This is a genomic window from Psychroserpens sp. AS72 (assembly GCF_038900375.1).
In the GTDB taxonomy this organism is placed as follows: domain Bacteria; phylum Bacteroidota; class Bacteroidia; order Flavobacteriales; family Flavobacteriaceae; genus Psychroserpens.
In genome coordinates, this window is record NZ_JBBMRC010000001.1 from 594,231 (window position 1) to 607,307 (window position 13,077).

At 28.1% G+C, this 13,077-nt stretch carries 12 protein-coding genes; 5 read left to right on the forward strand and 7 right to left on the reverse strand.

The features are described from left to right. Window positions 1-3 precede the first annotated feature (3 nt). The 4 genes from WNY78_RS02550 to WNY78_RS02565 all read left to right on the forward strand — a co-directional run bounded on the left by WNY78_RS02550 (window position 4) and on the right by WNY78_RS02565 (window position 4,676). Window positions 4-708 (forward strand): SprT family zinc-dependent metalloprotease, encoded by a 705-nt coding sequence (locus WNY78_RS02550; protein ID WP_342871605.1) that lies wholly within the window; start codon window positions 4-6, stop codon window positions 706-708. Between the two features lie 64 nt (window positions 709-772). Continuing rightward, window positions 773-1,201 carry a hypothetical protein gene (locus WNY78_RS02555; protein ID WP_342871606.1) on the forward strand — a complete coding sequence of 143 codons (429 nt, stop codon included), beginning with the start codon at window positions 773-775 and terminating at the stop codon, window positions 1,199-1,201. Next, window positions 1,185-2,183 (forward strand): hypothetical protein, encoded by a 999-nt coding sequence (locus WNY78_RS02560; protein WP_342871607.1) that lies wholly within the window; start codon window positions 1,185-1,187, stop codon window positions 2,181-2,183. The genes WNY78_RS02555 and WNY78_RS02560 overlap by 17 nt, the downstream gene beginning before the upstream one ends. A gap of 210 nt (window positions 2,184-2,393) precedes the next feature. Then, the gene (locus tag WNY78_RS02565) at window positions 2,394-4,676 is read left to right on the forward strand and encodes a tetratricopeptide repeat protein (protein WP_342871608.1); all 2,283 of its coding nucleotides are present in this window, start codon (window positions 2,394-2,396) and stop codon (window positions 4,674-4,676) included. Window positions 4,677-4,866: 190 nt separating this feature from the next. Here WNY78_RS02565 and WNY78_RS02570 read toward each other — a convergent pair whose 3' ends face one another. From WNY78_RS02570 to WNY78_RS02580, 3 genes are all read right to left on the reverse strand, one after another. After that, window positions 4,867-6,045 carry a VapE domain-containing protein gene (locus WNY78_RS02570; protein ID WP_342871609.1) on the reverse strand — a complete coding sequence of 393 codons (1,179 nt, stop codon included), beginning with the start codon at window positions 6,043-6,045 and terminating at the stop codon, window positions 4,867-4,869. Window positions 6,046-6,353: 308 nt separating this feature from the next. Continuing rightward, window positions 6,354-6,632 (reverse strand): helix-turn-helix domain-containing protein, encoded by a 279-nt coding sequence (locus WNY78_RS02575; protein ID WP_342871610.1) that lies wholly within the window; start codon window positions 6,630-6,632, stop codon window positions 6,354-6,356. 376 nt (window positions 6,633-7,008) lie between these two features. Beyond that, window positions 7,009-8,322: a tyrosine-type recombinase/integrase gene (locus WNY78_RS02580; RefSeq protein ID WP_342871611.1), complete on the reverse strand. Its 1,314-nt coding sequence runs from the start codon at window positions 8,320-8,322 to the stop codon at window positions 7,009-7,011. 491 nt (window positions 8,323-8,813) lie between these two features. Here WNY78_RS02580 and WNY78_RS02585 point away from each other — a divergent pair, with 491 nt between their 5' ends. Then, window positions 8,814-9,701, forward strand: coding sequence for a zinc-dependent peptidase (locus WNY78_RS02585; RefSeq protein WP_342871612.1), 888 nt, complete (start codon window positions 8,814-8,816; stop codon window positions 9,699-9,701). 77 nt (window positions 9,702-9,778) lie between these two features. Here WNY78_RS02585 and WNY78_RS02590 read toward each other — a convergent pair whose 3' ends face one another. The 4 genes from WNY78_RS02590 to WNY78_RS02605 all read right to left on the reverse strand — a co-directional run bounded on the left by WNY78_RS02590 (window position 9,779) and on the right by WNY78_RS02605 (window position 13,058). After that, window positions 9,779-10,366 carry a hypothetical protein gene (locus WNY78_RS02590; RefSeq protein ID WP_342871613.1) on the reverse strand — a complete coding sequence of 196 codons (588 nt, stop codon included), beginning with the start codon at window positions 10,364-10,366 and terminating at the stop codon, window positions 9,779-9,781. A gap of 274 nt (window positions 10,367-10,640) precedes the next feature. Then, window positions 10,641-11,690, reverse strand: a complete 1,050-nt coding sequence (locus WNY78_RS02595; RefSeq protein WP_342871614.1) for a nucleotidyltransferase family protein — start codon at window positions 11,688-11,690, stop codon at window positions 10,641-10,643. 57 nt (window positions 11,691-11,747) lie between these two features. Then, window positions 11,748-12,881: a hypothetical protein gene (locus tag WNY78_RS02600; protein WP_342871615.1), complete on the reverse strand. Its 1,134-nt coding sequence runs from the start codon at window positions 12,879-12,881 to the stop codon at window positions 11,748-11,750. A gap of 15 nt (window positions 12,882-12,896) precedes the next feature. Further along, a complete protein-coding gene (locus WNY78_RS02605; protein ID WP_342871616.1) occupies window positions 12,897-13,058 on the reverse strand; it encodes a hypothetical protein in 162 nt (53 codons plus the stop codon). Window positions 13,059-13,077 lie beyond the last annotated feature (19 nt).

Consider the following 13,077-nt stretch of genomic DNA (forward strand, 5'->3'; position numbering starts at 1 on the left):
ACTATGCTAGACCAAATTCAATATGGTAATTCATTAATTGAATATTCTTTAGATTTTGTTGAGCGTAAAACTTTAGGAATAAAAGTTTATCCAGATAAATCTGTAAAAGTATTAGCTCCTAGAGAAGCTTCTATTGAAAAAATTCGAGAAAAAGTCAAGAATAAGGCGTCTTGGATTATCAAACAGCAGGACTTCTTTTTGTCTTTTTATCCTTTAACACCTGAGCGTAAATTTGTAAGTGGAGAAACGCATTTATATTTAGGAAGGCAATATAGATTAAAGCTTCACAAATCAAAAAAAGCAAGCATAAAATTGACTGGAGGTTATATTAATATCTATGTAAAAGATATTGGTGATAAAAAAGCTATTCAGAACCAATTAAAGCAATGGTATAAACAAAAAGCAGAACTACACTTTAATCTGCTATTTGATGAACTAAAACCTATCTCAAAAGGCTTTTATGGGCAGGAACCTCAGTTAACTTATAGATGGATGCAAAAACGCTGGGGGAGCTGTGATAAAAATGGAAAGGTACATTTAAATTTGGAGCTAATTAAAACTCCTAAAAAGTGTATTGAGTACGTAATTGTACATGAGCTTTGTCACCTGAAGTATTTAAATCATAGTAATGCTTTTTATGGGTTACTAGAAAAAGTGTATCCAGATTGGAGAAGTACTAAAGATAGATTAGAAAGGTTGATGGTTTAAAAATACCTTTTACTGGGTATCTTTATAAGAGGCTTAAATTCATAACTTTATAAAAAATAAATATATGAGTAATGTAAAAGTTAATTTTAGTATCTCGCAAACTGATGCTAAAATGTTAGTAGCATCTTTAGAGCAAGTTGCGTATCATACTAATAACTCTAAAAAGAGAGTAACCTTGCTTAAAATTGCTGAAGAGATAAAATTTGATTTCTGGCAAGACAATGTTGCTTTCAACATGTTGGTTAATTATCTTGACCCAGTAACTCCATACAAGATTAGGAAAAGCTCAAATTTGATAAGTCAACTAAGTATAGACCCAACTTGGATTTCACAATTCTTGTACAAGGTGTGTAATCTTATAGTTAAAAGAATGATAAAGCTTAAAAAAGTAAATAAGAAGTTTAAATCTATAACTTCTGCACAAGCTACTAAATGTAAAACAGTTCAAAATGTTTTAGACCTAATAAAAACTACATATGAAAGCGCAGAGTAATATCATATTAATGGTTCTATTTACAGCATTTGTTAATTATACATATGCTCAAAAAGTAAAGAAAGCTAAAGGGGATACTTTAATTGTTGGTTTTTCCACTGGTCAAGCATCTGATAATAAATATACAAAGTCTTTACCTGCTTCTTTTATTGCAACTTATACTGAGAATGATACCATATCAAATAGTTATGCAATAAATGGTTACTTTGGTGTTGACTTCAAATTGGGAGATAAAGACAGTCCAAAATGGAAATTTTCTGCTAATGCTGAATTACACAGAAATACTCTTATTTCTAAAGAGCAAAATACGACTCAGTTTGGGGTTAGTGTAAATTATTTGATACCGCTATTTTATTCTGATGACACTAAGCTTTATCCCTGTTTAATTTTAAGCCCTGAATTTTCATTCAAACATTCGGATGATAAAATTAAAGATAAAAAAGGATTGCAATATTTGAGTTATTTGTCTCTGTCTCTACCTTTATCGTTTGAAAATGAAGATGGTGAGCCATCATTATTGAATTTTTTTAGACCTAATATTATATATCCAGGTGATGTTAGAGGGAATTCCGATGGTACGAAGAAGAAATACGGTTATTATATCTCAGATTGGATTCAATTGAAGCATTTTCATAGTGTTGGTATTGAGCATGTAGGGTATGAATCTCTTTCTATGCTTAATACAAGTTTTGGTATTGAAATTTATCCTTTAAGTGGTATGCTTTATAATGTTTTTAAACAATATGGTATTTTTCAATTCAGGTATAATATTGTTAATAGGGAGGAAATCTCTTCGGGTGATACAGATTTATATATCGGAGCTTTAAGCTCTTTTGCGATAGGTTTAAATTATAAATTCGATAAAGATGGGAAGACAGCAATTTCATTTGGCTATGAATATAATAATGGAGGTAATCCCCTCAAGGGTCTTGATGATAATGAGTTTGGTCAATTGAAACTTTCAGCTATAGTAAATCTTTAAATAAACGATGATTTTTTCTAGACTACTTTTTTGAGTTTTATTTAATATTTGAATTTCAGCCTTAAATGTGAGTGATACTATTTTCTTGTAAGCGATTTCTACATTTCTAGAAAGTTCCAATCTATTATTACTTTTTCAATTTTTTCTTTGTCTTCATTTTTGAATTGTAACCAAGTGTAGCTATATTTATTGAAAATAATATAATGTATTATGCCAGAGCCTATTACAATAGTGTCATCAGCTGTTTTTCTTCTTGGAGAAATAGGAAAGAGTATTTTATCAAGAAAAGGAGATAAATTTTTCTGTGACTCTTTAAAAACCATCCATAACAAGTTTGTTTTTTCAATTGATGAGCCCATCAATCATGATATTTTAAAAGCATTGAGAAGGGCTCAGTTAAAAAGTACTATGTTAGCTTGTAAACAAGTCTATTTAACTAAGTATAAGATATGGGATAATTTTATTTCTAATGCTCCTCAGAACCTTAAGGAGGTATTGTATTATTTGAAACAAGAATTAAAAAAAGTAGATAATAATGGTTTTATAGATATAGGAGACCTAAGTAATGAAGATTTAATTTATGTATTAGAAACAGAAATAATAGATATAAATGATAGATTCATTGATTTGCAAAATAATCAAAAGAATTTCATGATTAATGAATTAAAATCAGCAAAACTAAATTGGGTAGAAGAGTCGTTAAGAGATGTGATTTTGTATGGCTGGAAAACTGATGATAGAAGAGTAGATTGGTTTGAATTAATGCGTTCATTTTTTGTAGAAGAACTTAAAGTTAATAAAAGAGTTTCTAATGCAGTATTTATGAACTTTCTAATTGACTTTAAATCAGATTTCAATGAAATTGAATCTACATTTAAAACTTTTCAAGAACATTTAGAAGGATTAAAATTTGAAAATGATAATATAAAAAATGAATTTATTGAAATAGCTCATAACCTTGAAAATTTAAAAATTGACCTATCAAAGGTGATAAAAGATGAGAATAAGAAAATTAAAAAATATTTAACCAATAAAATACAATTAGAGGGAGCGAAAATTAGAACTAGAATTCAAAAAAATGAATCTGAAATAAAGAAATCAATAGATGAAGGTTTTAAAACAGGGAATGAAATATCAACTAATATTAATATGACAGTATTAGAAATCAAAGAAATCCTTGAAAACTCTAAAGTTAATATTGAAAAACTTGAAATCTATTTAAAACAGCTACCATTATCTGAAGGTGTAGAAAACATACAGAATAAAATTGACGATTGGTTTTTTAATAAAAATATATCCTATGACGAAAAACGTTTTCTCAGTACCATAATTTCAGTAATGTTAAATGAATTAGAATTAATAAATGAAAAAATAAATAGGCTTAAATCGCTTGGTAATTTTGAATTGAGTAATGTTTTAGAAAGAATTCAAGTACATTTTAAAAAATCAGATGCAGATAAAATTCAAAGGGAATACTATTCTCGATATAAAAAACTCAATGAGGAAAATATCTTCATCTTAAGAGAAGCGATAAGCGCAACTAGTTCATTATTAGCATTTAAAGAAACTTTTTCTTTGTATGAGGAATTGGTTAAAATTGAGCCATCTGCTATTAATCATTCTCAATTAGGATATTATTCTTATAAATTAGGTAGAGTAGATGATTCAATCAGATATTTTAAAGAATCCATAGAATTGTACGAAAAGAATCTTTTGAAATCAAAAGAAGAACAAATATTTGGTAAAGCATATACACTTAATCAACTTGGTAATATATATGTTGAAAAGAATGATAAGGATAATGCTGAAATTTATTTAAGTGAGGCAATTAAATTATTTGAAAGTTTAAGTTCAGATAAACCAAACGTGAACTTTTATAAATATCATTATGCAAAAAGCTTAAATAGTTTTTCATTATTATACTTTAAATTTAATAATAATGATAAGTTTTTTGAGATTAACACCAAGGCACTTAAAGTATATGAAACACTAATAGTTGACGAAAATATTGAAGAAGTTTTATACGATAGCGCAATTATATTGAATAACATAGGTGTAAATTATGCATCAAGAGGTGAAACTATTTTGGCACTTCAAAACTTTGATAAATCATTAAGATATTATGGAAAGATTAAGGAAAAAAATAATATAGATTTTTTGTTAGGAAAATCTGAGGCATTAAAGAACATTTCAAATGTATTTAGGAACAATAATTTACACTTTTTGGGTTATGATAATTTTATGCAATCTTATAATATAATTTTTGATTTAGCTGAAAAAGCACCAGATAAAAGCGCAATTTATTATGCCGAACTATTAATTCTGGGGGTGAATGATTATCAATGGAGCGCAGATAAATTGGCTTTTGCTAAAACCATTTTGAATAAAGAGCCAGATAGTTATAAAAAGATTGAGTTGTTAAAATTTGTTGAAAAGATAGAATCTAAAAATGAAGGTTTTGTTTTAACTTCTTTTGTATATAATTTTGAATGAAATATAAAAAAAATACTATTCTAGTTTTATGAGGGTAATTAAGCTATTCATCCATTAATTTACTTCTAAAATCTATAATTATAAAAGGCAGGTAAGGCAACTATATTATTAAATAATTTAATTGCTTTACTTTATTTAAATTACTAGTTAAAGTTAAATAAAGCTACCCTCCCTACCTTCAATCTTAATTTTATGATATTTTTTTAAGGTTTTGTTGATTTTCAGAATCGTAATGTTTGATAATATCAATTGCATATTTCTGTATTCCATTTTTTTTGATGTTCTCAAATCCTAGTTTTTTCAATACTTTTCCTAACTGTATACTGTTCGTATTGCTCATTTGAATATTAGCGCTATTGTTTAATTTTAATAATAATTCAGAAGAGTTTAAGTAGAACTCTGCTTCGTATTTATTTATTGCAGGTATATATTTACTTAATACTAGCTCTTCGATTGTAGATTTAGACCTAAAGATTTCGTTTCTTTCATTTATTTTGTTAATCTCCTCTCCGTCAAAGTAAAATTTGAAACCAGATTTGTACAATGCCAGAGCTTGAGAATAAACTCCTTTATAATTAACGGGATTCTTGTAATCAATTGACTCAACCTTAAAACTTAAAAATCTTCTATTACCTGATAAATCAGTTAAAAACTTGTCTTCATTAAGTGAGCCAACAAAGGATGCTCTTCTAGCTAAATTTTCGGAAATCCTTCCATATGGTCTTCTTATTTTTATTTTTGATTTTGTAATTAATTCTTTAACATCATTATTCTCTCTCCTTGTAAGACTTGAAAGCTCATCTAAATCAATAATAAGGCATTCGGACAAATGAACTAAAGTGTCTTTTGAGTTGGGGTTTATCATTCCTGAGTATGAATATTTATCTAATTCCTTAGGTAATAAACTCCTTATGAAAGTTGATTTCCCTAATCCTTGTCCTCCAGAGAATATAATCATTGTATGATTAAAAATGTTATCCTCAATCCCGCAACCAACCATTGCTACGAACCATCTTTTAAATGCATCAGTAAAAAAATCATCATCATCCGTTTTAACTCTTGCTGCTAATTCAGAGATGTAATCAGTTTTATCCCACTCAGGTAGTGATTTTAAATATTCTTTTAAAGGGTGATATACATATGAGAAGTCTGATTTAAATAAATCATCTAATCGGCTTTTGCTGATATTGTAATTATTGGCATTTAATTCTCTAACTAATGAACGTAGGTCAAAGTCCTTCATTACTTTGAATTTTTTTTCTGTTTTAGAATGAAACTCTACTGCACTAGTGAAAATATTATATCTAAAGTTGTATTTGTTTTTTAAATATCCTTCGACAGTTGTATTATTTGTTTTTGCTTTTTTCATGATGTTATGGTTTTAATTAATATTCAAATAGTTATTAAAACATCAGGTATAGAAGTAAAGAGGTCTTTGTTTTGACGACTGCCCGCATTCTAAACCACCGTGGTAAAACTTTATAATCGGTTGGTAAACAAAAGTGTTCCTGATGCTTTGTATTTTGTCTATGTAAGCTTATTTAAAAGATTTACATGCTATTATTATTTTAAAATGATAGATAGTATTAATGATGCATTTTTTTAAATCTAACCCTTTTGTGAATTTTATCTGAGATAATTTATCATCAAATGAGGGTATATAAATACTTACAATGATTAGATATTTTGACCTCCTTTCATTGATGATAGTATATCTTCTTTTTTATAATATACCCTAGTTCCAATACTGAAAGGGATTAATATTTTTTTCTTAGCCCAATGGTGTAATGTTACAGTACTTACCTTAAGTAATTCAGCAACCTCATTTCGTGTTAATACATCAAGATTATTAACTTCTGTTATCTTTTTCTGAAGATTAGAGTTTTTAATAATAATCTCTTCAAATTTTTCAATAAGCTCCCTCATGGAGACTTGTTCAATCTCTATTTTTTTCATCTTTCTATTTTTAAATGCTTCCTAAAGACCTTATGGTCATTTTAGTTTTGTGAAGGGATAGCTATCAATTCCAACACTACAGAATTACAACATTATATTAATGTGTACAAATCATAAAATACTGATATTGAATTAGTTAATTTGAATTTTTTATAAAAAAAAGTAAAGTATTTGAGTTTCAGTAATTTAAGTTTTGGATTAGTTAATTCAGCTTTGAACTAGTTAATTCATGCCGTTTTTTAACTGAACTTTAACTAAATCGGATTAGCATTTGGGTCAAAAAATAGCTCGACATTAATAATAAAGTGGGTGAATTAGCTAATTCAGGTGTGTTTTCTTCTTATAAAAGTAGATTGGGATAGAAATGATAAGATTATTAATCATAAAATGGATGTAATCCAGCCTTAATTGCTCGTTGAAGGTCATCGGCTTTTACGTAATGTCTGAAGACTTTTTCCGTTTTATGCCCAGTAGTCATCATAATATCGTGTACGGGAACTCCAGCTAAAAATGCATTGGTTGAATACGACCTTCTGGCTGTATGGTTTGAAACTAATTTATACTTTTTATAAGGTGTTATAGTTTTAATACCACCAATAGTTCTCTCAATATTTTCAATAGAATTAATTCCAGCTAATTTAGCTACTTCCTTTATAGCATAATTGATGTGTTGTTCTGTCATTCGTTTTGGAGGGCAACCGTCTCGTTTATTCAGAATATCTTTAATCATGGAATTAATGGGAATTGTAACTGGTTTTTTAGTTTTTTTGGTAATAATCTGAATGTATTTTCTACCCTCGACTTCTATAATGTTGTTGTGTTCAAGTCTGTTAAAGTCACTTACTCGTAAACCTGTATTAGCAGATATGAGAAATAAATCTCTAGCAATATCCAATTGTTTTGAAGTGAGGTGGAGAAATTTATTGATTTTAATAGGTTTAATATCACTTAAATCCAGATTGAATATTGCTTTAAGTTCTTTGGGGTTTAGATATATATGGTTTACTTCTTCTGTAGGCTTGCTAAAGTACTTTTTAAGGTGTTCTCTGTTGTTGTGATTTTCTAATTCTAAACTTGCATTTAAAATAGTCTTAAGGATTTTAATTTGAGTTCCTATGTAATTAGCTGAATATTGCTTGTCTTGTAACGATTGCAAAAAATCTCTATAAAACTTTTGACCTATTTTTTCATAAGAAATTCTATAATTGAATTCCTTGTTAAATCGTTCCAATATATTATAAGCATTATTGTAAGTTTTTGCAGTTGTCTTGCTTAAATGCCTTGAAGTAGACATTAGTGGATTCTTCTGATAATAATTTATGTACCATTTATAAAAGGATAGTAACTCCAACTTTTCAACTCTATTATCTGATTTTATTTTCCCCAGAACTTCATCACAAATATCCTTGAGAAAGTCATTATTAGCTTCTTTGTTTTCTTCAATGGTTCGCTTTGCATATTGTCTTTCAAGAGATGTGCTTAGTTCGTTAAGCTTATTGTTTACATATACTCTGTCAAGTTCTTCAATAACATTCTTAATACGCATTTTTGTCGCATCCCAGTTTTTTTTGTTTTGAACCCGAAAGCCTGTAGCGTATCTTAATCGTTTTTCTTTACCATAATTAAAAACAAGTAAAATAGATGCTGTATTATCTTTTGCGTCTCGAAGTTTGAAAGTGAGTTTTGACATAACATCATTATTGGTAATGCATATTTACAAAATAAAAGTGACACATTTTAGATTTTTATACCATTTTTTGTGTCACTTATGAGTTAATGCATTGAAAAATTAAAGATAATGTTTGTACGATGTTTGTATAGATGTTTATCTATTTTATTAGTATATTTGATGTGTTGAGTATTAAATCATATTAAATTGAATTAATACCTATTAACTAAATTGTAACCCTCTCGAGGTCACGAATAAATCAAAAACCTAGGCGTTAAATCAAGCTCGCTTGAATTTATAAGCTTAGGTTTTTGATTTTCAAAGCGAAGCATTCAAGGATACGCGAAGCGAATCCTTGAGAAAGGACTCATTTATATTTGCGTTAAATCAAGCTCGTTTAAGATAATCCGTTTAAAGAATTAGAAGCCGCTAAAACACAGTAATTATTTAGGTGAAACGGACATTATATAAAATTTCCGAAGCATACAAAAAGAAAACATCATTATAATACAATGTCATTATACTTTCAAATTATTCTATCTCTTCAATACAGTAAACTTTCCGAAGGAGAAAAAGTAATTGCGAACTATTTCTTACTATGTGCAGCGCTTTTAATTATTGTTTTTTTAATTGGAAAATTGTTTTATTTCTTTGAAATGGCATATGTAGAATATGTTAACAAAAAATTATTTTTCAATCATGTATATTTGAGACAAAGAAAACTATCACATTCTCAAAAGTCGTTACTTAAAAAAAATATCAAGTTCTATCAAAAACTACCTTTAAAACACCAATCTTATTTTGAGCATAGAGTTTGTAAAATTATAAATGAAACTGAATTTATAGGCAAGGATATTGAGGTTACTGAGGAAATGAAGGTCGTCTTGTCGGCAACATTAATAAAGTTAACTTTTGGCTTGAGGGATTATAATATTGAGTCTGTAGAGCGCATAATATTCTATCCTGAAGAATTCTATTCACAAACAAATAAAGCGTATCATAAAGGTGAATTTAACTTAGGGTTAAAAGCATTGGTGTTTTCATGGAAAGATGTTTTACATGGTTATGAAATAGAAGATGATAATCTTAATTTAGCCATCCATGAATTTACACATGCTATTCATTTTTATTATATGAAAGTAAGACGAACGAGTACAAGTGCTGCTATATTTTTAGATGCTTTTGTAGAACTTACTAATATGCTTGATACTAATCCGGAATTAAAAATTAAACTCGTTAAATCTAATTTCTTGAGAGAATATGCATTTACAAATCAATTTGAGTTTTTATCTGTTATTATAGAGACTTTTATAGAATCTCCACAACAGTTTAAATCAGAATTCCCAAATATTTACGGTAAAGTAAAAACGATGTTAGGGTTTAATTTTGCTGGTTATTAAGAGTGATAATCATAGAAATAAAAAAGACCCAAATAATAAAATTATTTGGGTCTTTTTTATTTTGATTTCTTTATGCTTTAATCAAGTTTGAAAACGCCTTGTAACATATATTGAAAATGATTGTTATCAAATACATTGTCTTTGTGGTTAAAAGCAAATTTACCAACACCTTGCAATCTCACTCCTATTTTAGGGTTTATCCATATAATACCACCTAATACAACATTTGCTGATGTGTTAAACTCGTTTATAGTAAAAATACCTAATCCACCACCTGCATACATGTCAAGCCATCTTGCTTCCCATAAATGGTCAGAAAAATAATATTTTAAATATGTATTAGTTGAGAAATAAGTGTAATCTTCAGGTACAGGATTACCATCAATTATAGTGTTTTCAGTGAATCCATTAATTGAAAAATCTTGTTCAATTGAGAATAATCTTGACCATTTATGCTGGATGCCAATAACAAATGGATTTTGAAATTGAAAATCATCAACATCTTTAAAAGGGTTTCTAGTTCCTAGACTTCCAGTTGCGTTAACACCTGCTGCCAAAATCCAAGCTTCTGTGTCTCTAAGTTCTCTCTTTGTTAAATTAGATTGAGCTTGGCTATCATAGCTAAAAAGCGCTAAGATTATTAATGCTAAAATTGTTTTTTTCATTTTTTATTATAATAAAATTACCTTGAAAAAAATTAAGGTTTCATGTTTTGTAACAATCTACAAAGGTATAATAATTTCTAATACTACTTAGTTTTTTGTAAATTATAATTGACTATTTTTTTGAAACTTTAAATCAAATCATTATCAAGACTATATTTGTTGTTAATAATTGAAAATTACTGTTATTACAATCAAGAATATATGTTCCGTAAAATAACTACAGTTTCTCATTTGAAGGGATATTTAAAAGTGAAAACACAGTTATAATAACGGTTTAATTAGGATTTAATTTTAATAGAATTGATTTTATAAGGTGTTTTCTATAGCTTTTATTATTAAAAATCAAGGTTAGCCGTTCTGTGATATTGAAAAAAACAAATTTTATTTTATGTGATAATTGATGATATCTTATATGCTGTATTCTAAAATGGTAACGTCTTATTAGATTAGTAAGGGCTGGATTTGGTTCCATTTTAATGCAATCAAATATCGCATGTAATTTTGAGAAATAGTCTTTTACGATTTTATCATGTTTAAAATCTTCAATTAATTTTTTTTCATTACAAATTTTAAGTACTAAACTATCACTTAAACTTCTTAAGAACCATTGTTTGTAGCGATATGCATTAGAGTTGATTTGGATACCATAAATAGTAATTAAATTGAGATAATATGAGTTTGGGATATAGATATTATTAATTTTTACAGAAGTATCAAAGAGTTCTTGCAGATTGATTGGCGAAGAATAATTTATGTTTAATACTGAATGATGCAATTCTATAACCGCCATTTTATCATCACTGAATTGTCTTGCTAAATGCCTAAAATTTTTAACCTCATAATTAAAGCCTTTTTCTTGATTGTAACCTAGTTTTTTTAATAGGTTAAACGCTTTATGGATATGTTCTTTTGGAATCAAAATATCTAAATCAGATATCATACGTTCTCCTAAATCATTGCAGTAGCCTCCAATTAATAGTGCAGCACCTTTTAAAAAGACGTAAGGAATATGATGTTCATTCAAGCAATTTGAAATAGCCTTAATTTCTTCTAATAATGTAAGATTTCTATTTCGGTTAATACTTGTAATCTCTTCTAAATAATTCTCTAATTCCTTTGGTAAGTAGTTTGCTAATTTTTTCTGTTTTAATCTGCAATACGATGTGGTTAACACTAAATGTTGACTCGATAGTTTTACAAATTGATCCCAGTTAATCTCAGTTTCCGATAATTTCATTTTGAGGTTTTGCGTAGAATTATCTATGCATAGAATTTCTGCAATAAGTTGTAATGTGTCTTGGTATGTCTGTGTTGTTGATGACAAATTTTTAGGTCAAACTCATGTTAATAGTACTTTTTATATGCAATCTTAAATTCGTAATTAATTAAATAACGCTTTAAAATTACTAATTGCAAAATCATTATCACTGTAAATTAGTTCATAACATTTTACGTCATTAAGCCAGTTCATGAATTTTTGAGCATGTTTTTCGTTTGGTGAAATCCATGAGTCTGGAATTAAAGTCTCTAATATTTTTTCTACGGAAATTGGATGCATTTCAGACGTTTTGGTATTATCAAACTTTACATACACAATTTTATTACAAGGAAAGTGAGTGTTTTTAGTGTCTAATTTTTGATTTTGAGGCACATACTTAAGGTTTACTTTTTTAGGACCATTGGTATGAGTTTTTAGGGTATTGAAGTTAGATATTTCCGAATCTAAAATACTGAAAGCGCCTTTTTTAATTGAAATAGCACTTGGATATCTATACAGGTTCATGTCTAGATATAGAGGTGTAAAATCGTCTGCCAATAAATCCAAACCATTAGCCATTAATAGAGCTGATAAGGTGCTTTTTCCATTTCCAGAATCTCCAATAATCATAATAGATTCTTTTGTGTTAGCAACAGTAGAAGCATGAAATGTAGCAATCCAATCATCTACATTTTTATCATGAATTGTATTTGTTAATTCTAAAGCAAATCGTCCTTGTAGAAGATGGAAGGCATTTGTTTTATAGCTTCCAATATGACTTTTGTTTTTATGAAGATGTAAGTAATCGTTGGTTTTGAAAATATCAAATTCAGTATCAATATTTACGACCTTGTTTGTTTGATGATGTTCAATTTGAGGGTGTATGATACTTTCTATAAGTGATGTTTCAAAATTTATTTTGATTTGCTTGTTATGAATTAGATAATGTCTTTCAATTTCTAATTTTGGAGATGCAATAGTTTTAAACGTTTCGTTTTCAGGTGTTGAAACTGAATTAACATCAATTAAAAAGGTAGAGATTTCGTTGAAAATTGCTTTACATTCCTTTAACTTACCAAGTTTGAGTGAATGCTCAAGCTGATTGAGATAAGATTCTTGAGTTTTAGTTTCTAGATATAAACTAATTAATATCCAAGTATTTTCAGGTACTACAACGTACCTGTTTGACTCTTTAAACCAAAGTATTATAGAGCCATCAATATTACGAATGTGCTTAGGAGCTAAATTCGTTTTCAAAATAAAAATATGATATTAATCAAATGGATTTCCACCTGGATCTGGAGGTGAAGATGCATGAGCTTTTTTAGGATTTAGAATAAGAAATGTACCCATTGCAGTAAGTGCTGCGTACTTACCCATCTTTTTGATGGCTTCCTTACGTGTTATTTGATCTTGAGGACTATTTCTTTTCATTGTAAACTTATATAGTGGA